This window comes from Advenella kashmirensis W13003 (assembly GCF_000506985.1).
Taxonomy (GTDB): Bacteria; Pseudomonadota; Gammaproteobacteria; order Burkholderiales; family Burkholderiaceae_B; genus Advenella; species Advenella kashmirensis_A.
Map to the genome: position 1 here is coordinate 1175839 of NZ_KI650979.1, position 23137 is coordinate 1198975.

The following is a 23137-nucleotide window of genomic DNA, read 5'->3' on the forward strand; positions in this document are numbered from 1 at the left end:
AGGCACGCCAACCTGACGGGACAGCAGGATGTGCTCACGTGTCTGAGGCATCGGGCCGTCAGCAGCAGAACATACCAGGATCGCGCCGTCCATCTGCGCCGCACCGGTAATCATGTTCTTAACATAGTCGGCGTGGCCCGGGCAGTCAACGTGCGCGTAGTGACGGTTCGTTGTCTCGTACTCAACGTGAGCCGTGTTGATCGTGATACCACGCGCTTTTTCTTCAGGCGCCGCATCAATCTGGTCGTAGCCTTTGGCTTCGCCGCCAAACTGCTTGGACAAGACCGTTGTAATCGCCGCTGTCAGCGTTGTTTTGCCATGGTCAACGTGACCAATCGTACCAACGTTTACGTGTGGTTTGGTACGTTCAAACTTACCTTTTGCCATAATATCTATCCAATACTTAATCTATCTGAATATGAAAACGTTGCACCTGCCCTACCTTGGGTAAAAACAGGTGCAACACCTTTTGTGTTTTATTTGCTGCGGGCGCTGATGACTTCGTCGGCAACGTTCTTAGGTGCTTCAGCGTACTGCTTGAATTCCATCGTGTACGTTGCACGACCTTGCGTCAGAGAACGCAGGTTGGTCGCATAACCGAACATCTCGGCCAGGGGTACCTCGGCCTTGATGACCTTGCCGCCGCCAACCATATCGTCCATGCCCTGAACCATACCACGACGTGAAGACAGATCGCCCATCACAGTACCGGCATAGTCTTCAGGTGTTTCCACCTCAACAGCCATCATGGGTTCGAGCAATACGGCCTGAGCCTTGCGCATCCCTTCCTTGAAGGCCATCGAAGCAGCCATACGGAACGCGTTTTCGTTCGAGTCAACGTCATGGTAAGAACCGAAGAACAGCGTTACCTTGACATCAACAACCGGGTATCCGGCAACCACACCGGCACTCAGTGTTTCCTGAATACCTTTGTCAACGGCAGGAATGTATTCACGAGGAACCACACCGCCCTTGATGGCGTCAACGAATTCGTAGCCGGCACCGCCTGGAGGCAGGGGTTCCAGTTTCAGCACGACGTGACCATACTGACCACGACCACCGGACTGTTTGACGAACTTGCCTTCGACTTCTTCACATACCTTGCGGATGGTTTCACGGTAGGCTACTTGTGGTTTACCCACGTTGGCTTCCACGTTGAACTCGCGCTTCATGCGGTCTACCAGAATTTCCAGGTGCAGCTCGCCCATACCGGAAATAATGGTCTGGCCTGATTCTTCGTCGGTGCGGACGCGGAAGGACGGATCCTCTGCGGCCAGACGGGACAGCGCCAAGCCCATTTTTTCCTGGTCGGCCTTGGTTTTTGGCTCAACCGCCTGTGAAATCACAGGCTCAGGAAATACCATGCGTTCGAGCATGATGTGCGAATCTACGTCGCACAGCGTTTCACCGGTCGTGACGTCTTTCAGACCAACGACAGCGGCGATGTCGCCCGCCAGCACTTCCTTGATTTCGGCACGGTTGTTCGCATGCATCTGAAGAATCCGGCCGATACGTTCTTTTTTGCCCTTGATAGGGTTGTAGACCGTGTCGCCAGAGGCCAGGACGCCCGAGTAAACGCGCACGAAAGTCAGCTGACCAACAAAGGGGTCGGTCATCAGCTTGAATGCCAGTGCAGAGAATTTCTCTTTGTCATCGGCCTTGCGGCTGACTTCGTTACCGGCGTCATCTTCGCCAGTGACAGGAGGAATATCGGCAGGTGAAGGCAGATAATCGATCACTGCATCCAGCATGCGCTGCACGCCTTTGTTTTTGAACGCAGTGCCGCACAGCATAGGCTGAATTTCGCAGGCAATGGTCCGCTGACGAATGGCGGTGTTGATTTCCTCTTCGCTCAGCTCGCCGCTCTCAAGGTACTTGTCCATGAGTTCTTCGGTGGCTTCTGCTGCCGTTTCAACCAGCTTTTCGCGCCATTCATTGGCTGAGTCAACCAGTTCTGCCGGGATATCTTCGTAATCGAACTTGGTGCCGTGGCTGGCCTCGTCCCAGATGATCGCTTTCATCTTGATGAGGTCGACCACACCCTTGAAGTTATCTTCGGCGCCGATTGGGATGACCACAGGCACAGGATTGGCACGCAGGCGTGTTTTCAACTGGTCATAGACCTTGAAGAAATTCGCACCGGTACGGTCCATTTTGTTCACAAAGGCCAGACGAGGCACTTTGTACTTGTTGGCCTGACGCCATACGGTTTCAGATTGAGGCTGTACGCCGCCCACTGCACAGTAAACCATGCAAGCGCCATCAAGCACACGCATGGAACGCTCAACTTCAATGGTGAAGTCAACGTGTCCCGGGGTGTCGATGATGTTGATGCGGTGCTCAGGATAATTACCCGCCATGCCCCGCCAGAAAGCGGTAGTCGCAGCTGAAGTAATGGTAATACCGCGTTCCTGTTCCTGCTCCATCCAGTCCATGGTGGCGGCACCGTCGTGCACTTCACCGATTTTATGGTTCACACCGGTATAAAACAGAATACGTTCTGTCGTTGTGGTTTTACCAGCGTCAATGTGAGCAGAAATACCGATATTGCGGTATCGTTCGAGCGGGGTTTTGCGGGCCATGGTTGTGTCCTTAAATTACCAGCGGAAATGAGAGAAAGCTTTGTTAGCTTCTGCCATTTTGTGTGTGTCTTCACGCTTTTTCATTGCAGCGCCACGGCCTTCGGCCGCATCCATCAGTTCCCCGGCAAGACGAAGGTCCATTGATTTTTCACCGCGTTTTTTCGCGGCTTCACGCAGCCAGCGCATTGCCAGCGCGAGGCGACGGACGGGACGGACTTCGACAGGTACCTGATAGTTGGCACCACCCACGCGACGGCTTTTAACCTCGACGATGGGTTTGATGTTGTTGATTGCCAGGTTGAACACCTCGATAGGCTCTTTACCTGTTTTGGCCTGGACTTGATCAAGCGCGCCATAAATGATACGTTCTGCGACGGCTTTTTTGCCTGACAGCATGACAACGTTCATGAATTTTGCAAGATCGACACTGCCGAATTTTGGATCGGGCAGGATCTCGCGTTTTGGTACTTCGCGACGACGTGGCATTGTACTTCCTTAGAGTGTCTGTTTCAGTTGAACCACTTGCGTGGCCGTGGCTGCCTATATGAGAGGTCAGCCCCTTACGTACCGCAGATAATTTTTTCTCGCAGCTGCGGCTGCACGCTTACCAACCGGTGGGAAGGAAGCTGTCTGGGCGTTTCCGCCTTACGGATGAACCGTTCAAAAAAAGCGGATTAGGCTTTCTTCGGACGCTTGGCACCGTATTTGGAGCGGGACTGCTTACGGTCCTTGACGCCTTGCAGGTCAAGTGAGCCGCGTACGATGTGATAGCGCACACCCGGGAGGTCTTTTACACGACCGCCACGAACAAGAACCACGGAGTGTTCCTGCAGGTTGTGACCTTCACCACCGATGTACGAAATAACTTCGAAACCGTTGGTCAGGCGCACTTTGGCGACTTTACGCATCGCAGAGTTCGGTTTTTTAGGTGTGGTTGTATACACACGTGTGCATACGCCACGACGCTGAGGGCAGTTTTCAAGCGCTGGGCTTTTGCTGCTCTCATGGCTGCTTTCGCGCGGTTTACGCACGAGCTGGCTGATGGTTGGCATAACCTTCTATCCTATTTCATGTACAGAAAACCTGTACCGATTTATATTTGCGTCTGTTTTACGTACTGACGTTAATGTACGTCCGGAAGAGAATGGGGCAAAGTCGCGATATTAACGCCGGCATATGACCGGTGCGTGTCGCCACTGTTCGGACAGGATTTTTTCTCTTGCTGAAAAATCCTGTACAGGCCATGTGCGAAGCTCAGGCAATCAACACAACCGCTGCACTCGTGGGCGCAAAGCGCCTGACTGCGGCGTTGTCTGTCTGCATGTTGCTTTGGCACGACATTCTGACCAGGATACGGCTTTTAAAATTGTGCTCCCGAAGATGTCTGCACCGAAATTGCAAAACCCATTCCAGAATAGTTTACGCGAAACCTTTACCAGAACCCTGTTTTGCCACATTCGGGCCACCAAAGAGCAACAAGTCTACTGCTTTTACTGCTACCACCTAACGCTATTACCACTAGGTAGCCCGTAACATTAACATAATTGCGATAAAACGTCAAGAAAACAGGACGTTGCGAGAACAAACAGAACAACCGGATGTGTTGCAGGCCGGCCTCAGCTTTCTATCTGGATCCGAAATCCCAAAAAACAACTGTTTTGCTATAATTTCGAACCTGAGGCCCGCCACGTGCGGGCGGCTAGAGAAGCCAGTGATCCTGGCTTTGCTGCATTAGGAATACTCACATGAACATTGCCATACTGGAAGACGATCTGCCTCAGGCAGCGCAGATGACGCAGGCAGTAGAAAAAATGGGATATACCTGCAGGCATTACAGCTCAGGCAAGGACTTGATAGTCGACCTCATGGCACCGAATTCATTCGAGCTGCTTATTCTGGATTGGGAGTTGCCGGACATTACCGGCAAGGACGTCCTGATCTGGATGCGCCAGAATCTGGGTTATGCCCTGCCGGTGCTGTTTATCACCAGCCGCAGCGGCGAAGAAGACCTGGTCGATGCAATCGAGACCGGCGCCGACGACTATATTGTCAAACCTTATTCCGAACCGGCCCTGCGTGTGCGCCTGCTTGCATTGCTGCGCCGCAGGAATGCAGCAGGCCCCGATAGCACGGTTTTTGAAGTCGGTCCTTACGTTTTCGACGCGCAGGCGCGCTCCGTCCATCTGCATGACGAGGCAATCACCCTGGCACCCAAGGAATTCGATCTGGCGGTGCTGTTTTTCCGTAACCTGGGGCGGCTTTTTTCCCGCGACGCACTGAGCGTCGCCATCTGGAACCGCGAAATTCCCGCCACCTCGCGTACGCTGGACACCCATTTGTCCAACGTGAGGCAAAAGCTGCGTATCCGTCCCGAAAATGGCTTGCGTATCGTGTCGTCTTACGCATTGGGTTACCGCCTGGAAACCGTTTCCGATTCTGCACAGGCCGACAATCCCCCTTTATCGGGACAGACTGGAACAAGCAGGTCTGCCGGTCAGATATGAGCGTCCTGTGCTGTAATGGATGACAGATGCCATGCAGAAGTCACTGTATCGGCGCTATCAGCGTGAATGGATCCTGGTTGCATTGCTGATTCTGGGCATCACCCTGTTCTGCAGCCGGTTTTCCGTCTTCTCGCGCATCAGTTCCAGCCTGTATGACAAGGTGGTCAGTTACACGCATGTCCGCCAGCCCGATCACGATATTGTCATGATCGTGATCGATGACAAAAGCCTGGCACGAATCGGATTCTGGCCCTGGAGACGCAGTTTGCACGCCCGTCTTCTTGAACGACTGCACCGTGCCCGGGCGGTGGGATTCGATATTCTTTTCTCGGACGCCGATTGGGCTCACCCGCAAGATGACGACGCATTATCCGGCGCGATCCGGCGCAACGGCAAGGTTGTGCTTGCCTATTTCCTGTCAGGGACGGCCATGCAGCGGCCGGTCCGGCCGGTCTCGGGATTGAGCACGGCCACCCGGCATCTCGGCTTTATTAATATCGTGCCCGATCCCGATGGCACGGTACGCCGAATACGTCTCTTTTCTCCAAATGACCCAAGCTATAAACACCTTGCCCTGGCCATGCTCGAAGCGGGCGGTCAGACCGCGGCCGTTGACAGGCTCAGGGCCCATCGTACCGAGCCGCCCTTGCTCATCCCATTTGTCGGCGCACCCCTGCGATTTCCGATGATCCCATACAGCGAGGTGCTGGCGGGAGACGTTCCGGCAGATTATTTCGCCAATAAATACGTTCTGATCGGCGCCTGGGGAACAGGCATGGGAGACAGTTTTCCGACACCCGTTTCCGCGGACACGATCGACAATATGGCCGGCGTCGAAGTGCTGGCCAATGTCCTGCAGTCTGCGCGCGAAGGCAACTGGATCCGCCACCCAGGCCAGACCATGCAAAGCCTGATATCACTGGCGCCCGTTTTATTGCTGCTTGTGGCAGTCAGGCGACTGTCGCCGCGGCGCGTTCTGCTTGCCACCGGCATCGCCCTGGTGGTGGTGCTGTCCGGTACCCTGCTGACGCTATATCTGGGCAATTATTGGATATCGCCTGTTGCCGCCATGATGGGTATCGCCCTGACCTACCCGATCTGGAGCTGGCGCACACAGGAAATCGCCCTGAGCCAGATGAGTCGGGAAATGGGCGAGCTCAATCGCGAGTACCCCCTGCTGGGTGCCGAGGTGGCGGCGACAGACCCTGCCGGCAAGGATCGCCTGTCCCTGAATGAAAGAGTCATGCAGTTACGCTTTGGGCTGAACCGCGTGCGGTCACTGCGCCGGTTCATCAGTGACAGTTTTAACGCCATTGCCGACCCGGCGGTGGTTTTCGATGCCCATCATCAGTTGACGCTTTGGTCAGCCAGCGCCACGCGTTATATGACCAGCCTGAACGCGCCTCCGCTGACCGACGGTCTGCATATCCAGGCCTTTCTGGAAACGATTATTGCCGATCCGGTCGTGTGCCGGGAATTGGTCGCCGCCATCGACCACCCCGAGCAGGCTCAGGACGGCCACACACCACAATCCGGTGTCGGGGCATGGGCGGTGCATACTGACAAGGGGTACGAAGTGCGCGACTGTGCCGGGCGCGATTTGCTGCTCAAATCCATGTCCACCCATACCGCCACGGGTCGCCACTCTGGGTTCATTCTGAATCTGATCGATATCAGTGCTTTACGCCAGGCCGAACGCAGGCGCGACGACACCCTGCGCTTTATTTCACATGACATGCGAGCGCCGCAAGCCTCGATCCTGGCGTTGATCGATCTGCAGCAACATCCCGCACAGGCCCTTCCTGCCGGGGAACTGCTGCAACAGGTGAAGCAGCTTTCAACCCGCACGATCAGGCTGGTAGATGATTTTGTGCAGTTTACCCGTGCCGAGCAAAGCGGCATGGACTTCGTGCCGCTGAATCTGAGCGATCTGCTGCAGGACGCCGTCAACGAGTTCTGGGCGGCCAGCCGGGCGCGTCATATCACGATTGTGAACGAAGACGGGCCCGTTTGCGCCTTTGTCCGCGGAGACCAGTCATTGCTGACCCGCTGTTTTGGCAATTTGCTGGACAACGCCCTCAAATACAGCCCGGACCATACCACGGTCACCTGCACGATTGTGTCGGCAGGCGATTTCTGGGAAGTCACCATTCGCGACCAGGGCCGCGGTATCAGCGAGCATGATCAGAAGGCGCTCTTTACACGCTTTAGCCGCGTGAGTCCGGGCGAGGCGGATGACCCGGGTGGCCTGGGCCTGGGGTTGCTGTTCGTCAAGACCGTTGTCACCCGTCATCATGGCGATATCCGGGTCAGGTCCGCCCCCGCTTGGGGGTCGGACTTTATCGTGCGCCTGCCTAAGGATGAGCCTGAAGAATCTGACGAGCCTTCTCTATGACCGGCATATCGACCATCTGGCCATCCAGCTTGAAGGCGGCACGGCCGCTTTTCTGATGCTCGTCCAGCACCCGTTGCGCCCATTCCCGTTCGCTGGCCGTGGGTTCGAACACGCCATGAATGACCGCCAGTTGCGAAGGATGGATGCACAAGGCGCCTGCAAACCCCATACCCTTGGCCAGTCCGACCGACTGTGCAAGCCCGTCGCTGTCTGAAATATCGGGAAAGACGCCGTCCAGAGGCGCCTGAATGCCTGCTGCACGACTCTGTATAACCAGTTGCGGGCGAACGCTGGCCAGCAACTGCTGCGCCCCCGCCGAATCGCGATCCATGTTCAGGTCCAGCGCCAGATCCAGCGCGCCGAAAGACAGCCGGGCCACACCAGGCGCCTGGCATAGTTCCGGCATGCGCATGAGGCCCATCGCGCTTTCAATGATCGGGTACACCGGCTTTCGGGCCAGACTGGCGGCCTGAATCTGGGAGCTGCTTTCGGCCTTGGGGAGCATGACGCCGGTAATATTCGCAACTTTTGCGCACATGGCAATATCGTCGTTGAACCAGCGGCTGCGCGCATCGTTGACCCTCAGCATAAACTGCGCCTGCGGATTGGCCTGCGCAAAATCGCTTAATGCTGCGCGTGCGCTTTCCTTGGCGTCCTGCTCAACGGCATCTTCAAGATCGACAATAACGGCATCGGCGCCACTGGCCAGGGCCTTGGGGATCCGGTCGACCCGGGTCGCAGGAACAAACAGTGCAGAACGCATTCTCATGACAGGCAAAACTCCTAAATGGGGATTAACGGCAAGACAGATGACAGAAATCGGCAGGCAAGCCGCTCAAACGATACCGCCCGCTTTCCACTCACTGACGGTGGCCTCATCATAGCCCAGCTCGGCCAGAATCGCAGCCGAATGTTCGCCCAGATCCGGAACCGCATCGATCCGGAAGTCATAGCTATTGTTGACGCCCGGCGGCAATAAAGCAGGCAGCGTACCCACCGGACTCTCCATATGGGTCCAGCGATCGCGTGCCTTGAGCTGGGGGTGCTCCCACACGGCTTTCATGTCGTTGACTCGTGCGTTGGCAATCCCCGCTTTTTCCAGCCGTTCGATGATTTGTTCGTCATCATAGGCGGCAAAGGCCTGAATAATCAGGTCACGCAGCGCATCACGATTGGCGGTGCGCATGGAGTTGGAAACAAAGCGGGCGTCCGTTGCCAGTTCGGGCTTTTCGAGCACCAGGTCGCAGAACGTTTTCCATTCCCGTTCATTCTGCAGGCCCAGCATAATGGTTTTGCCGTTACCCGCCAGAAACGGTCCGTAAGGATAGATGGAGGCGTGCGCCGCCCCCGCCCTGACCGGCGCCGGTGCGTCTTCAAATGCATAGTAAAGGGGAAAGCCCATCCATTCGACCATGCTCTCGAGCATGGTCAGATCAATGTGACTGCCTTTGCCGGTCTTGCCACGCTGCAACAGGGCGGACAGAATATGCGAATAGGCGTACATGCCGGCTGAAATATCGGCAATCGAACAGCCGGCCTTGGCCGGTTCGTTGGCACTGCCCGTGACGGACACAAAACCGCTTTCGCTCTGGATCAACAGATCGTAGGCCTTCTTGTGTTCATATGGGCCGCCGGCGCCGTAGCCGGAAATATCGCAAACGATCAGCTCCGGATACTGTTCATGCAGGGCCTCGAACGACAGTCCCAGGCGCGCCGCCGCACCCGGCGCCAGGTTTTGCACCAGCACATCGACCTGAGGCAGCAGGCGCGCCAGCACTTCACTGGCCTCGCGGCTTTTGAGATCCAGCGTCAGGCTTTCCTTGGACCGGTTGGTCCAAACAAAATGCGAAGCCATGCCTTTAACACGTTCATCATAATTACGTGCGAAATCTCCCACGCCTGGCCGCTCCACCTTGATGACGCGCGCGCCCAGGTCGGCCAGCTGGCGGGTGCAGAACGGTGCCGCGATGGCGTGTTCCAGGCTCAGGACGGTAATGCCGTCAAGGGGACGAACCCCGTTTGTTTGCTTGTGTGTTTTCATTTGAAATTGACCTCTGCTGTCTGGGCAACGCTACCCTCCTGCTCTGCCCATACGCGGGCGCGACCCGGCTCGGCGATGGCGCCCTGTGCGCGAAAGACGGCCGGCGCAATCAGCGGTCGATGGCCGCGAAATGAAAAGCCGGTCACGGTTTTATCGGGATTGGCATGGGTGAAGGCCTGCAGCAGGCGTGTCGCAATCATGGGGCCATGCACCACCAAGCCCGGATAGCCTTCGGTTTCGGTGACATAAGGATGGTCGTAATGGATGCGATGACCGTTGAAGGTGACGGCGGAATAGCGAAACAGCAAGGTACTGGTCGGCGAAATGCTTTCCGACCAGGCCGCAGTTTGCGCAACCTCGGTACCACCCAGTTTCGGTGGCGAAGGCTCACGATAGACAATGTCCTGCTCTTCGTAAATGCACAGTTCACCGTCCTGTGTGTATTCGTGGGTGACGGTGACAAAAAGCAGTTTGCCGGTACTGCCTTCTTTCTCTTTGATTGCCTTGATGGTGGACACGCGCTCGCCGTCCCGGCCGACCAGAAGCGGCCGATGAAACTGCAGGCGACCGCCCGCCCACATGCGGTTGCGATCATCGGCGGGTGGCAGAAAACCGCCCCGCTGCGGATGGCCGTCAGCGCCAAGCTGATCCTGTGGTGCCGGTTCGATAAACAGCGCCCATTGCCACAAGGGCGGCAGCGGCTCGCCGGCAGCAGGCGCGCTCGCCTCCAGCGAAGCCGCAATTTTTCTTACGTGGGACGGATTGATGAAATCCTGAGCCACTTCCTGACGACCAATCCAGTCGGAAAGGTCGGACTGCCGAGCATCCTGAGTCATGCGCACTGTTTCCTGATATGAATATAATAATTAACATCAGCATAACCGGTTCGGCATTCTCAGGGGAATTATTAATCCTGAAAGGGGGACTTTGCCAGACCAGATAGGCGCGCGTTGCACCGATTTATCACAACCCGCGCCACCGATCGTAATGCCTTCTGGCATGCGTCGCGCAGATCAGAATGGACCCCGGCGGCTATCGCGCAGAGGTCGGGATGCGTTCGGACAGGTGTCGCGCAAAACGGAATGGGCCCAGGCTGGCGTCGCACTGCATCCGTGCCGGTTACGCAGCATCGGCGCCGTTTGAGGCGCCGGCGTCTTGCTGCATCAGCGCAACCAGTTCCTGGGCAAACGACGGGAGTTCTTCCAGACGGCGCACGCAGACATACAGCCGGCGCAGCGCCCAGCTGTCGGTCAGGCGAATAATTTTAAGCGGCATGGTGGCGGCATAGCGCAGCGCGGCCGTCTCGGGAATCACGCCAATGCCGGCGTTGGCGGCAATCATTCGGCAGGCGGCCTCAAAGCCGCCCACCTCAATGCGAAAGCGCAGCGGGCTGCCCAGCGTTTCGGCCGCCTGCTTCAGAAACGAATGAATGGCGCTCCACTCCGACAGGCCAACGAATTCGTATGACAGGCTTTCTGCGAACGACAGTTCATCATGGCCGGCCAGCTGATGCCCGCGCGAGGTCACCAGCACCAGATTGTCGGAGCGATAGGGAATGAAGCGCACGCCCTCTTCCGACACCGCCTGATCTTCGTCGATGCCGGCCACTACGCCGATATCGGCCACGCCTTCGCTGACCAGCTTGACGATGCGATAGCTGAGCCGCTCGCGCAGTTCGACGCTGACATCCGGATGCAACGCCAGGTATCGGCTCAGGATGTCGGGCATGAATTCGTTCATTGCAGTTGTATTGGCGTAAACGCGGACCTTGCCCTTGATGCCTTCGGCAAACTCGCGGATATCGCCGCGCAGATGTTCCAGCTGACGCAGCACGATATGCGCGTGGCGCACGAAGGCTTCGCCCGAAGGGGTCAGGGTGACACCCTGGCTATTCCGATACAATAGGGCTGTTCCCAGATTGTTTTCGAGGTTTTTGATCCGGTTGCTGGCGGCGGGCAGGGACAGGTGCGAGCGTTCGGCACCTTTGGTCAGGCTGTGCACTTCGCTGATGTGTACCATCAATTGCATATCCGTCAGGTCAAAATGCATCGCCATCTGCGGCGCTCCTTAATAAACGCTAAAGTCTTAGTTAAGCAAACAACAATATTCAGAACCGGCGCGATCTGTCACAGTACAGGCTGTTCCTGTTCATATTTCCGAGATTCCGACCATGCAACATCAAACCGACGCCTACCAGGATATTCGCGATGCCATTCGTGATTTGTGCGCCCAGTTTCCTGCCGAATACTTCCGTGATATTGACGAAAAGCGCGCCTACCCGGAAGCTTTTGTCAATGCCCTCACCGAGGCCGGCTGGCTGGCCGCCCTGATTCCGCAGGAATATGGTGGGTCGGGCCTCAGTCTAACTGAAGCGTCGGTCATCATGGAGGAAATCAACCGTTGCGGGGGTAATTCCGGAGCTTGCCATGGCCAGATGTACAACATGGGCACCCTGCTGCGCCATGGCTCTGATGCACAGAAAAAAACCTATCTGCCGAAAATCGCCACCGGCCAGCTGCGTCTGCAGTCCATGGCCGTGACCGAACCGACCACCGGCACCGACACCACCAAGATCAAAACCACCGCGACAAAGAAAGACGGGCGCTACGTGATCAATGGCCAGAAAGTCTGGATTTCGCGCGTTCAGCACTCCGACCTCATGATTCTGTTGGCCCGCACCACGCCGCTGGAACAGGTCACACGCAAGTCCGAAGGCATGTCCATTTTCCTGGTCGATATCCATCAGGCGCTCAAATCCGGCATGAGCCTGCAGCCCATCCCCAATATGGTGAACCACGAAACCAACGAACTGTTTTTTGACAACCTGGAGTTGCCCGAAGAGAGCCTGATCGGCGAAGAAGGCAAGGGGTTCAAGTATATTCTGGATGGCCTGAATGCCGAGCGCACGCTGATTGCCGCCGAATGTATCGGCGACGGCTACTGGTTTATAGACAAGGTGAGTGCGTACGTCAAGGAACGCAAGGTGTTTGGCCGGCCTATCGGCCAGAACCAGGGAGTACAGTTCCCCATTGCCAAGGCCTTCATCAATATTGAAGCAGCGAGCCTGATGCGCTATGAAGCCGCCCGTCGTTTTGACGCCAAGCAAGCTTGCGGCACCCAGGCCAATATGGCCAAGCTGCTGGCCTCGGAAGCATCATGGGAAGCGGCCAATGCCTGCCTGCAATTTCACGGCGGCTTTGGCTTTGCCAACGAATACGATGTCGAGCGCAAATTCCGCGAAACCCGGCTGTACCAGGTGGCGCCGATCTCCACCAATCTGATTTACTCTTACGTTGCCGAACACGTGCTGGGGCTGCCCCGTTCGTTCTGATCCCGTCAACACGTTTCTGCCCCAGTCCAGGATATATGCCATGTCACAAACTCCCAGTGCTACGCTCGCCGAATTTACCGCTACCCTTGCCGATGACATGATCCCCGATGCGGTCATGTCGCGCTGCGAGGACTTTCTGCTGGATACGTTCGGTTCCATGCTTGCGGGCTATCCGGCCCGCCCCGTCAAGTCCATCCGCGATTTTGCGCTTGCCATGGGGCCAGCCCAGGGCAGTGCGCAAATCATCGGTTCGACCCGGACAACGTCGCCACTTTTTGCCGCGCTGGCCAATGGCGCCGCTGCGCATATGGTGGAACAGGACGACGTGCATAACGGCTCGGTCTTTCATCCTGCCGCCGTGGTGTTTCCTGCGGCGCTGGCCGTGGCCCAGGAAACGGGCGCCTCGGGCCGCCAGCTGCTCACCGCCTGCGTGGCTGGATACGAGGCGGGAATCCGGGTTGGAGAATTCCTGGGGCGTTCTCATTACCGGATTTTTCATACGACAGGGACGGCCGGCACCATTGCGGCCGCAGTGGCAGTGGGTCGGTTGATGTCCTTGACGCCAGCCCAAATGCTGGATGCCATTGGCTCGGCTGGCACGCAGGCGGCAGGATTGTGGGAATTTCTGCGTACCGCCGCCGACTCCAAACAGTTGCATACCGCCAAAGCCGCCGCCAACGGCCTGACAGCCGCCTGGCTGGCCCGGGATGGTTTCACCGGTGCCAGACAGATTCTGGAAGGCACGCAGGGAATGGGGGCCGGCATGTCCAGCGACGCGGATCCGGCCCGCCTGACCGACAGGCTGGGATCGCGCTGGGCACTGGCGGAAACTTCGTTCAAATATCATGCTTCATGTCGTCATACCCATCCTGCGGCCGACGCGCTGGCGCAGGTCATGCAGGATAATAAGCTGTCAGCGGACGATATTGTGCGGGTCGTCACACATGTACACCAGGGCGCCATTGATGTACTGGGTGCGGTCACCCGCCCCGAAACGGTTCATCAGTCCAAGTTCTCCATGGGCACCGTTCTGGCTTTGATCGCCTTGCGTCAGCGTGCAGGCCTGCCCGAGTTCGATGCCGCGCTGGATGACCAGTCTGTGGCCGCCTTCCGTGACAAAGTCACCATGGAGCGCGATGAGGAAGTGGACACAGCCTATCCTGAGCGCTGGATCGGCAAGGTCTCGGTCACAACCCGGGACGGACGCATCCTGCAAGGCCGGGTTGATGAACCCAAGGGCGACCCCGGCAATACGCTGTCGCGCCAGGAAATCCGGGACAAGGTCCTGGGACTGGCGCAATATGGCAACACGCTGTCGGATGAGCAGTTGCATGCCGGTTTGCACGCCATTGAGACTATTCGGGGCGCGACCCAGGTAAAGCGTCTTTATTGATGTGACCGCCTTTGCTGGAAGTTACGGTTTTATTGACGCTACCGCCATCGCTGACTTTAGTGCAACAGAAATCTGTTTTACAGTTACTGATACCTTTCCCGATAGGCCAGCGGCGACAGGCCGCTGTACTTGCGAAAGGTATCCCGAAAGGCCTTGGCGTCGTTATACCCTACACCATACATCACATCTGAAATCGTGCTGGAAGTCATTTCCAGTTGCCGCTTGGCCGCCTCTACCCTTACCCGCTGCTGATATTCCAGTACCGACTGCCCGGTGGCTTTGCGAAAACGCCGCTCCAGGGTGCGGCGACCCATGGCAAACGAATCACAAAGCTGTTCAACGGTGATTTTTTCCGAATAGTGCCGTTCCAGAAACGACTGCACCGGCATGATGGACGAATCGCCATGCGCTTTCCAGCCATTGAAAATGGAAAAAGGCAACTGGGAATGACGTTCGTAATCGAGCTGAAAGACCTTCGCGCAATAAATGGCGGTGGGCCGGTCCGAATGCATTTCAATCAGATGCAGAATCAGGCGACTGGCCGACACCGCCCCACCGCTGGTAAATACGCCCCCATCAAAATCCATGGTCTTTTCGGCATTCCAGCGAACCCTGGGAAACGCCTGCTGCATGGGTTCCAGCGCCTGCCAGTGTGTCACTGCGCGCAGGCCATCCAATATGCCGGCGGCGGCCAGCAGGGCGCTGCCCATGCACAGGCTTGCCATGGGTGCGCCCTGGGCATACTGAGACCCTAGCCAGCCAATTAAGGGGGCATTGTCTTGCAACGCAGCCTGAGAGGGCTCGGTCGGCGGCACAATGTACAGATCAGCCTGCGGCACCGCAGACAGTAAATGATCGGGGTGAATAGTGTAATGACCATTGCCGGCACGAATATCTGCGTGCGCCCCTGCCAGCGATACCTCGAACGGCATGGGCAGGTTGTGCTGCTGCCGGTAGCGACACGCTTCGGCCAGGCCCAGCCTGGCCTGCTCCAGGCCGGCCAGATTGACCCCCTGGGGAACAAGAAAAACAATGTGTTTCACAGCACACCCCGCTTGGGAATTGACAGCGGCGCGACGCACCGCCCACGCGTTCACTATACGACAAGTGCGTGTCGCAATCAACCTGTGGTATTGCCGTTATCTGCACTTTCACATTTGTCATCCTGCCACTATAGTGGCTCCATGTCGTTGACACCTTTCCAGGAGATCGAACATGCGCGTCACACTTTCACCTTATCTGAATTTCAACGGCCAGTGCCGCGAGGCGCTGACACTTTACCAGTCGTGTTTCGGGGGCGAACTGCTGTTTCGCACCGTCGCCGAATTCCCTGCGGACTCCCCCGACTGTCCGACCGCCTCTGCCGATCCTGACACCATTATGCATGGCCAGCTGGTCAACCAGGATTTTATGATTCTGGGTACCGATATGAACAATCCGGCGGGGTTTCGGCCCGGTAATGATTTCGGCTTTGGCGTCAGTATCGATAGTGAAGAGAACCTGCACCGGTCCATCGAGATTCTGGCCAGCGGCGGCACCCTGGCCGTTCCGCCCGGGCCCACCCCATGGGCAGACATGTTCGCTGTTGTTGCCGATCGGTTCGGCAAAATATGGTATTTGAATTATTTTGGCAGCAAATCACCCCAATCACCATCCCGGAGTACACAATGAATACAGATAACCCCACCCTGCTTTTTGTGAACCTGCCCGTCAATTCCGTTGACACCACCAAAGCCTTTTTCTCGGGCCTGGGCTTTACCTTCAACACCATGTTCTGCGACGAAAAATCGCTATGCATGGAAGTGAATCCGATGGCAAGTGTGATGTTCCTGGAGCGCAAGCGCTTTGCCGACTTCACCCCCAAAACCGTTGCCGATGCGCACAAGAGCAGCGAAGTGCTCATGTGCATCAGCCGGGAATCACGGGCCGCGGTGGATGAGCTGACACAACGCGCCTTGTCACTGGGCGCCACCGAAGCACGCGAACCCCAGGAACATGGCTTTATGTACGGGCGCAGTATCAATGACCCTGACGGTCATATTTGGGAAATCATCTGGATGGATATGGCGCAGTTTCCAGGAAACGAAGCGGCTGGCAAAGGGGAAGAAAAACCCGCGTGAGCCGGTGCGCAATCCAGCTCAGATGCCGCCAGCAGGCGGTTCTCCGCCTTCTCTGCCGGGAGTTTTCCGATCAGGGATCAACGTGCTCGACGGCAGGATGACTGCCCATCCACTGGTGCTTATTGCGGGCCCGTCTCGCGTATCAGGTACCAGGCAAACGCGGTTCGATATCGTCAATATCGTCCTGCGATTGCCCGGCCTGCGCGCGGGCGGTCAGTATTTCCTGGACCAGCTTGTGGCGCCGCTGGATGCATAGCCGCAATACGTCACGCTTGCGCGCGTCGGAAAACGTCTGCCACTGGAACCGCTCTTCCCGGTTGCGCAGGCAGCCACGGCACAGGCCGCGGCTGTTCATTTCGCATATGCCCCGGCAGGGGCTGGGAATTTCAAAAAACTCTAGCTGTTCCATGATGTTCGAACGGGAGGTTCATTCGGTGACGGGCCGGATGAATCCCTACAGTCCGCCCTCGGTCAGTTTCTTGGGATCAAGCAGCTTGCGCAATTGCGCTTCGCCCAGATCGGTCTGTTCCGCGGCCACGTCAATAATGGGCCGTTTCTCCTTATATGCCTGCTTGGCGATTTCCGCAGCCTTCAGATAGCCGACCACCGGGTTCAGTGCCGTGACCAGGATCGGATTCTTGTCCAGCGCCTCCTGCAAGCGCGCCTGATTGACCTTGAAAGTAGCGATCGATTTGTCGGCCAGCAGGCGCGATACATTGGCCAGCAGCTCAATACTGTTCAACAGATTATGCGCAATCATGGGCAGCATCACGTTCAGCTCGAAATTGCCCGCCTGTCCGCCAATCGTGATTGCAGCATCGTTGCCGATCACCTGTGCGGCGACCATGGCTGTCGCCTCGGGAATGACGGGGTTGACCTTGCCAGGCATAATAGACGAACCCGGCTGCAGGGCTTCCAGCTCGATTTCGCCCAGGCCGGCCAGCGGGCCGGAGTTCATCCAGCGCAGATCGTTGGCGATTTTCATCAGCGTCACCGCCGTGGTTTTGAGCTGTCCTGACAGCGCTACGGCGATATCCTGAGAGCTGATATGGGCAAAAAAGTTCTCGGCCGGAGCAAACCGCACACCGGTCAAAGAACTGATCTGCCGGGCGAATTCTGCCGCAAAGCGCGGGTGCGCATTAATGCCGGTGCCCACGGCCGTCCCGCCCTGCGCCAGCGTCTGCAGCAGCGGCTGCTGAGCCTTCAGCAGCCGGATATTCTGCTCCACCTGAACCGCCCAGCCTTCGAGCGTCTGGCTCATGCGCACCGGCATGGCGTCCATCAAATGGGTTCTGCCGGTCTTGACGTAGCGGTCCACCGATTTCGCCTTTTTGCGAATCACTTTGGCCAGATGCGCCAGCGCCGGCAGCAGTTCCTTGTGCAGTTGCACGGCCGCGCTGATATGAATGGTACCCGGGATCATATCGTTACTGCTTTGCCCGTAATTGACATGATCATTGGGGCTGACCGTTTCCCCATACAGCTTGGAGGCCAGCGTTGCCAGTACCTCGTTGGCATTCATATTGGTGCTGGTGCCTGATCCCGTCTGGTAGATATCGATCGGAAAATGCACCATGAAGTCACCTTCGAGCAGTGTGTCCACGGAGGTGACAATGGCCTGACCCATATCGGCCGGAATCTGCTTGAGCCTGACGTTGGCTCTGGCTGCGGCCGCCTTGGCCAGCAGCAACGAACGAATAAAAGGGGCGGGCAGGCGCTGCCCGCTGATCGGGAAGTTATTGATGGCGCGCTGCGTCTGCGCCCCATAAAGTGCCTGGGCCGGAACCTGCAACTGACCCATACTGTCTTTCTCGATACGTGTCTTCATTCGTTCACCTCATCAGTTCGAAATCTAAAAATCGGGCAGGCGATATACCGGCCTGCCTTTCCATTATAAGCACCCCGGGCGATGTCATAAACGCAAGGGGCAATATGCATGCCGATTTGCGCTGTCCGGTGGTTGCGCATTATGATAAGAGCTGTTTGCAGCGACTCCCCTGATCACCCTTTTGCCTGTAAGGATTGTGCCATGCCAGCGAACCGTATCACCTTCTATTCCAACCCGCAATCGAGGGCCGCCGTTATTCACTGGATGCTCGAAGAAGTGGGGGAACCGTACGAGACGATTTACCTGAATTTTCAGGGCGCCATGAAAACGCCCGAGTATCTGGCCATCAACCCCATGGGCAAGGTGCCCACCATCGTTCATGATGGGCAGGTCGTGACCGAGGGAGCAGCCATTTGCGCCTTTCTGGCCGATCAGTATCCACAGGCAAACCTGGCACCGGCCCCGGACAGCCCGTTGCGCGGCACGTATTACCGCTGGCTGTTCTTTGCCGCGGGGCCGCTGGAAGAGGCAATTACCATGAAGTCACTGAATATGGACATCCCCTCGGACAAAAGCGCGATGCTCGGCTTCGGTACATTGGAGCGCACCGTGGACGTACTGGAGAAGGCCGTTTCGGACAGCCCGTGGATTTGCGGAGAACAATTCACCGCCGCCGATGTATACGTGGGCTCGGCCATCCGGTTTTATGTGCAGTTCGGCGTGCTGGAAGCGCGCCCGGCGTTCAACGCCTACGTGGACCGCCTTACACAACGCCCGGCTTATCAGCGCAGTCTGGAGATACTGCAAAAGGCCGCGGCGGCGCAACAGAAGTAAAAAAACGGATAGACCGACAAAGAGATACATCGCCGATATTGAAGCGGTGATCCCGACTAATTACGCATCCGTGTTGGCCAATGCGTCAATGACAGCCTGGGGGTTGTGTTCAATGACATTGAGCAAAACCAGCGCAGGTCCGTGCGGAACGCGGTCACCCCGTTCCCAGTGACGCAACGTTGCTGTTGAGAAACCGAAACGTGCTGCAAACTGTTCCTGAGTCATTCCTATTTTGGCTCGCACCGCCTTCACATCCACATCACGAGGCATATGGACGCGCACGCCACGTTCATCACCTTTGGCGTACGTTATCGCCTCTTCCAGCCCTTGCTTAATATTTTGATATACGGTGCTCATGATTTCGCCCTTTCCAAATACTGACCAAATGATCAACCAGTCCTGCCAGATCATTGCGCTCGGCCTGGCTCAGGTTGGCCTTATCTCCTTTGGCAAATAACGCCAAAAGATATAACGGCATACGTTCATCGTGATAATAATAAATTATTCGTACACCCCCGCTTTTACCTTGTCCACTTCTGCGCCAACGTAACTTGCGTATACCACCTGTGCCCTGGAGAATATCTCCGGCCTTGGGGTGCTCGGCTAGATAAGTGATTAAGTCCTCGTTTTCACTGCCGCTCAAAAGCTTATCTGCAGTTCTGATGTATGTGGGTAATTCAACGATACTATGCATAGCCTGGTATAATCCAATGGATTATACCAAACCAAGCTGAAAGCGTAGCAGATATAGCACAACACGGACGAAAATTATTCTTTATAACAGCATCGTAAAGGGGCTACGACGACCGCTGCTGCGGGCGCCGTCTTATCCGCAACTTCACTTCACTGACCACCACGCTCACGACAATCAACACGGCGCCGAACAGCGCCAGCGCTGAATGCCGTTCATCGGCAAATACGCGGCCGATAATGCCGGCCCAGACGGGTTCACCGGCATAGATCACAGTAGCACGCGTGGCGGAAATATGGTTTTGGGCCCAGTTCATGGTGATCTGAATAACGGCACTGGCCAGGCCCAGGACCAGAATGCTGACCACCAGAACCGGCGAGGACAATTCAGGCATCCCTTCGCCACGCGCCACGCCGGTCATCCCCGCCAGTATCGCAGCGGTCGCCAGTTGAATAATCGTGACGCGACGCAAATTCACCCGGCCCGCGAAGCGGCTGATCAGAATCACTTCCACCGCAATAGCAATCGCGCTGAAAACCGTCAGCCATTCGCCCACGCCGGCACCGCCCTCCATGCTTTGCGGATCGGCCAGCAGCACCAGTCCGACAAACGCCATGCCCGCGCCCACCCAGTTCATCAGCGTAGGCGGGCGTTTCAGGAACAGCCACTGCATTAGCGGCACCAGGGGAACATATAAGGCGGTAATGAATGCCGACTTGCTGCTCGCAATGGTTTGCAGGCCCACCGTCTGCAGGCTGTAGCCCAGGAAAATACACAGGCCGATCAGCATTCCGGCACGCACTTCCAGCGCGGTCAGCCCGCGCAGAACACGCAGCGAGCACACAGTCATGGCCAGCGCAGCGCAGCCAAAGCGCATGCCGACGAAAATAAAAGGATCGCTGTGTGCCAGCGCTTTCTGGACAATCAGGAAAGTGGCGCCCCAGAATACCGTGATGATAATCAGCGCGCATTCGTAGCGGTTAAGGATGGGAGGCTTGATGGAATCGGATGGGCTCATGATGACGGTATGCCGCAAGCCAGGCAACTGGGCCGCCGGACACTGCAGAACGCTCTACAGGATACAATAATGCAGCATGGTATCAGACCCTTGCGATTTGCCCTTCTTCTTTTTTCACTTACCCGAAAACATCATGAGCTACTGCGTGTTCGTTGCACAATTGCCTACAGAACCGGCTTCCCTTCATCGTTCTTATCACGACGAACGCTACGGCTTTCCCGTGCACGATGACAATGAACTCTTTGGCCGGCTTATTCTGGAAATCAATCAGGCCGGCCTGTCCTGGTCGACCATCCTCAACAAGGAAGCGAATTTCCTGCGCGCGTATGACAAGTTCGATATTGATACCGTCGCAGCCTATTCCGAAGCCGACCGCGAACGCCTGCTGCAGGACGCCGGCATCATCCGCAACCGCCTGAAGGTCAATGCTGCCATCCACAACGCGCAGGTCATTCAGGGATTACAGAAGGAGCATGGCTCGTTCAAGGCCTGGCTGGATCAACACCATCCCATGAGCAAAGAGGAATGGGTGCGCCTGTTCCGCAAGACATTCAAGTTCACGGGCGGCGAAATTGTCGGCGAATTCCTGATGAGTACCGGCTATCTTCCAGGCGCGCACGATGAAGATTGTCCGGTGCACCGTAAGGCCATGAAGGCCGGCGCAGCGTGGACACGACAATCACAATCGAAATAAAATTCCGTCGCTACGGCATGTCCCGGCATGGCCGGGTACACTGTGCACGATTAGCTCTGCACCCGCATCAGCATTCTTGCGGTTGCCGCCCCCAATAGCGGCTGCGCAGCGTGTCATACGCCAGATTGTAGATATACGCATACGGCAGATAGAACAGGATCAGCCCGATATCCAGCACCAGCGCTTCCCACAAGCCAATGTTCAGCCGCCACATGACAAATGGAATTGCCATGAACAGCAGCCCCAGCTCGAAGCCGATGCTGTGCCAGATGCGCAAGACAAGTGTCTTGCTTTTTCCGGTTGCCGCCAGAAAACGGTCAAACAGCGCGTTGTAGACCATATTCCAGATCAGCGCCATCACGGCGATGACCACCGTGACCACGCCCATATCGGTCATCGAATGACCCGAAAGCAAGGCGGCCAGCGGCGCAGACAGGCCAATGGCCAGTACTTCGAAAACAAGGGCATGCAGGAACCGCTCCAGAACCGTCTTGTTCTTTTCCTGACCCGTCATTGATTGTTGCATGCCTTATCTGCCGTTGCGATGGGTGGATTTGGTTCGCACCAGTGTACTCTGCCCGAACAGACTGCGTACAAGATCCAGCGCCACTTCGGCCGTCTGGTTGCGCACATCCAGTGCGGGATTGAGTTCGACGATATCGAGCGATGCCATGCATTCGGTATCGGCAATCATTTCCATGCACAATTGCGCTTCCCGATAGTTCGGCCCGCCGCGCACGGTCGTACCGACGCCGGGGGCGATATCCGGATCCAGAAAATCCACGTCGAAACTGACGTGCAAGTGCGTGTTTTCATCCAGGCCGTGCAGCGCCTGTTCCATGGTGTGGCGCATGCCATGCTCGTCAATGTACCGCATATCGAAAACTTCGATTCCCTGTTCATGAATGAATTTTTTTTCACCGTCATCCACGCTGCGAATTCCGATCTGGCGCAGCATATCAGCCTGCAATGCAGGCGCCTGCCCGGCCATGTCCACCAGTTCGCGCGGTCCGTATCCGAACAGGCAGGCGACCGGCATGCCATGTATATTGCCGCTGGGCGTCAGGTCTGCGGTATTGAAGTCGGTGTGCGCGTCCAGCCACAGCACGCGCAGCTTGCGACCCTGTTCCCTGCAATAGCGCGATACGGCCGAAATCGAACCCACGCCCAGGCAATGATCACCGCCCAGCATAATGGGAAAACGTCCTTCCGATAATTGAGCGTATAACGCATCGTGCGCCAGCTGATTCCAGGCGATGACTTCCTCAAGATGACGGTAGCCCTCCTGGGGCGGCTGCCACGGGTTCGGCGGCCCGCTCAGATTGCCGCAATCGCGCACTTCGATGCCCAATTGCTCCAGCGTTTGTGTAATTCCTGCTACGCGAATCGCTTCGGGGCCCATGCTGGAGCCGCGATGACCTGCTCCTACGTCGGTCGGCACCCCGACCAGGCTGACTTGCTTTCGTGTGTCCTGCACTTGAATATTTCTCCTGATAGTTGCGATGTGCACTGCCGTCGCGACCTACCTGGCGTTCGACAGCGGCACCACGCCTATTGCGTCGTATACGACTCTTATTGTACCCGTAAAAAGGTACCGTGCTACGGGCTCGACATGGCCTGGAACAGCCCTCGCAATGCATCACGAACAAGCACTTTCGCGTGCCCCTCTTTGCAACAGTCGCCTGCCTGATGGATTTATTTATCCG

24 protein-coding genes are annotated in these 23137 nt (G+C 56.8%); 8 read left to right on the plus strand and 16 right to left on the minus strand.

The features are described from left to right. From W822_RS29525 to rpsL, 4 genes are all read right to left on the minus strand, one after another. Positions 1–387: GTP-binding protein (locus W822_RS29525; RefSeq protein WP_024004172.1), on the minus strand; the 387-nt coding region annotated here is incomplete at its 3' end. 89 nt (positions 388–476) lie between these two features. Continuing rightward, positions 477–2582 carry an elongation factor G gene (gene fusA, locus W822_RS29530; RefSeq protein WP_024004173.1) on the minus strand — a complete coding sequence of 702 codons (2106 nt, stop codon included), beginning with the start codon at positions 2580–2582 and terminating at the stop codon, positions 477–479. 15 nt (positions 2583–2597) lie between these two features. After that, the gene (gene rpsG / locus W822_RS29535; protein ID WP_024004174.1) at positions 2598–3068 is read right to left on the minus strand and encodes a 30S ribosomal protein S7; all 471 of its coding nucleotides are present in this window, start codon (positions 3066–3068) and stop codon (positions 2598–2600) included. A gap of 188 nt (positions 3069–3256) precedes the next feature. Further along, entirely contained in the window at positions 3257–3634 is a 378-nt protein-coding gene (gene rpsL / locus W822_RS29540; RefSeq protein WP_024004175.1) for a 30S ribosomal protein S12, read from the minus strand. Between the two features lie 693 nt (positions 3635–4327). Between rpsL and W822_RS29545 the strand changes: the two genes are divergently transcribed. Beyond that, a complete protein-coding gene (locus tag W822_RS29545) occupies positions 4328–5086 on the plus strand; it encodes a response regulator transcription factor (protein WP_024004176.1) in 759 nt (252 codons plus the stop codon). Between the two features lie 31 nt (positions 5087–5117). Beyond that, positions 5118–7481 carry a CHASE2 domain-containing protein gene (locus W822_RS29550; protein ID WP_172642764.1) on the plus strand — a complete coding sequence of 788 codons (2364 nt, stop codon included), beginning with the start codon at positions 5118–5120 and terminating at the stop codon, positions 7479–7481. Here W822_RS29550 and W822_RS29555 read toward each other — a convergent pair. The 4 genes from W822_RS29555 to W822_RS29570 all read right to left on the minus strand — a co-directional run bounded on the left by W822_RS29555 (position 7441) and on the right by W822_RS29570 (position 11577). Then, the gene (locus W822_RS29555) at positions 7441–8250 is read right to left on the minus strand and encodes an HpcH/HpaI aldolase/citrate lyase family protein (protein ID WP_024004178.1); all 810 of its coding nucleotides are present in this window, start codon (positions 8248–8250) and stop codon (positions 7441–7443) included. The genes W822_RS29550 and W822_RS29555 overlap by 41 nt on opposite strands. Positions 8251–8316: 66 nt before the next feature. Continuing rightward, positions 8317–9522 carry a CaiB/BaiF CoA transferase family protein gene (locus W822_RS29560; RefSeq protein ID WP_024004179.1) on the minus strand — a complete coding sequence of 402 codons (1206 nt, stop codon included), beginning with the start codon at positions 9520–9522 and terminating at the stop codon, positions 8317–8319. Then, complete coding sequence (locus W822_RS29565; RefSeq protein WP_024004180.1) at positions 9519–10358, minus strand: HTD2 family dehydratase; 840 nt, start codon at positions 10356–10358, stop codon at positions 9519–9521. Before W822_RS29565 ends, W822_RS29560 begins: the two co-directional genes overlap by 4 nt. A gap of 283 nt (positions 10359–10641) precedes the next feature. Then, the gene (locus tag W822_RS29570; RefSeq protein ID WP_031242234.1) at positions 10642–11577 is read right to left on the minus strand and encodes a LysR family transcriptional regulator; all 936 of its coding nucleotides are present in this window, start codon (positions 11575–11577) and stop codon (positions 10642–10644) included. A 115-nt stretch (positions 11578–11692) separates the two neighbouring features. Here W822_RS29570 and W822_RS29575 point away from each other — a divergent pair, with 115 nt between their 5' ends. After that, positions 11693–12853: an acyl-CoA dehydrogenase family protein gene (locus tag W822_RS29575; protein WP_024004182.1), complete on the plus strand. Its 1161-nt coding sequence runs from the start codon at positions 11693–11695 to the stop codon at positions 12851–12853. A gap of 40 nt (positions 12854–12893) precedes the next feature. Then, a complete protein-coding gene (locus W822_RS29580; RefSeq protein ID WP_024004183.1) occupies positions 12894–14246 on the plus strand; it encodes an MmgE/PrpD family protein in 1353 nt (450 codons plus the stop codon). A gap of 83 nt (positions 14247–14329) precedes the next feature. Here W822_RS29580 and W822_RS29585 read toward each other — a convergent pair whose 3' ends face one another. After that, the gene (locus W822_RS29585) at positions 14330–15289 is read right to left on the minus strand and encodes a GlxA family transcriptional regulator (RefSeq protein WP_024004184.1); all 960 of its coding nucleotides are present in this window, start codon (positions 15287–15289) and stop codon (positions 14330–14332) included. Positions 15290–15461: 172 nt separating this feature from the next. Between W822_RS29585 and W822_RS29590 the strand changes: the two genes are divergently transcribed. Together W822_RS29590 and W822_RS29595 are read left to right on the plus strand one after the other, a co-directional pair. Then, positions 15462–15917: a VOC family protein gene (locus W822_RS29590; protein WP_024004185.1), complete on the plus strand. Its 456-nt coding sequence runs from the start codon at positions 15462–15464 to the stop codon at positions 15915–15917. After that, on the plus strand, positions 15914–16366 hold the full coding sequence (locus W822_RS29595) for a VOC family protein (protein ID WP_034279481.1): 453 nt from the start codon (positions 15914–15916) through the stop codon (positions 16364–16366). Before W822_RS29590 ends, W822_RS29595 begins: the two co-directional genes overlap by 4 nt. Positions 16367–16508: 142 nt before the next feature. Here W822_RS29595 and W822_RS29600 read toward each other — a convergent pair whose 3' ends face one another. Both W822_RS29600 and W822_RS29605 read right to left on the minus strand, forming a co-directional pair. Next, entirely contained in the window at positions 16509–16775 is a 267-nt protein-coding gene (locus tag W822_RS29600) for a DUF1289 domain-containing protein (RefSeq protein WP_024004187.1), read from the minus strand. A 45-nt stretch (positions 16776–16820) separates the two neighbouring features. After that, complete coding sequence (locus W822_RS29605) at positions 16821–18194, minus strand: class II fumarate hydratase (protein WP_024004188.1); 1374 nt, start codon at positions 18192–18194, stop codon at positions 16821–16823. 201 nt (positions 18195–18395) lie between these two features. Here W822_RS29605 and W822_RS29610 point away from each other — a divergent pair, with 201 nt between their 5' ends. Continuing rightward, the gene (locus W822_RS29610; RefSeq protein ID WP_024004189.1) at positions 18396–19028 is read left to right on the plus strand and encodes a glutathione S-transferase family protein; all 633 of its coding nucleotides are present in this window, start codon (positions 18396–18398) and stop codon (positions 19026–19028) included. 60 nt (positions 19029–19088) lie between these two features. Here the strand turns inward: W822_RS29610 and W822_RS29615 are convergent, their stop codons facing one another. The 3 genes from W822_RS29615 to W822_RS29620 all read right to left on the minus strand — a co-directional run bounded on the left by W822_RS29615 (position 19089) and on the right by W822_RS29620 (position 20737). Then, a complete protein-coding gene (locus tag W822_RS29615) occupies positions 19089–19385 on the minus strand; it encodes a helix-turn-helix domain-containing protein (RefSeq protein WP_024004190.1) in 297 nt (98 codons plus the stop codon). Beyond that, positions 19360–19722 (minus strand): type II toxin-antitoxin system RelE/ParE family toxin, encoded by a 363-nt coding sequence (locus W822_RS46670; protein ID WP_081724294.1) that lies wholly within the window; start codon positions 19720–19722, stop codon positions 19360–19362. The genes W822_RS29615 and W822_RS46670 overlap by 26 nt, the downstream gene beginning before the upstream one ends. 103 nt (positions 19723–19825) lie before the next feature. Then, complete coding sequence (locus tag W822_RS29620) at positions 19826–20737, minus strand: DMT family transporter (protein WP_024004191.1); 912 nt, start codon at positions 20735–20737, stop codon at positions 19826–19828. 133 nt (positions 20738–20870) lie between these two features. On the opposite strand from W822_RS29620, the gene W822_RS29625 reads away from it, so the two are divergent. Continuing rightward, positions 20871–21431 (plus strand): DNA-3-methyladenine glycosylase I, encoded by a 561-nt coding sequence (locus W822_RS29625; protein WP_024004192.1) that lies wholly within the window; start codon positions 20871–20873, stop codon positions 21429–21431. A gap of 67 nt (positions 21432–21498) precedes the next feature. Here W822_RS29625 and W822_RS29630 read toward each other — a convergent pair whose 3' ends face one another. Together W822_RS29630 and rocF are read right to left on the minus strand one after the other, a co-directional pair. After that, positions 21499–21957 carry a PACE efflux transporter gene (locus W822_RS29630; RefSeq protein WP_172642765.1) on the minus strand — a complete coding sequence of 153 codons (459 nt, stop codon included), beginning with the start codon at positions 21955–21957 and terminating at the stop codon, positions 21499–21501. A 3-nt stretch (positions 21958–21960) separates the two neighbouring features. After that, entirely contained in the window at positions 21961–22908 is a 948-nt protein-coding gene (gene rocF, locus W822_RS29635; protein ID WP_024004194.1) for an arginase, read from the minus strand. Positions 22909–23137 lie beyond the last annotated feature (229 nt).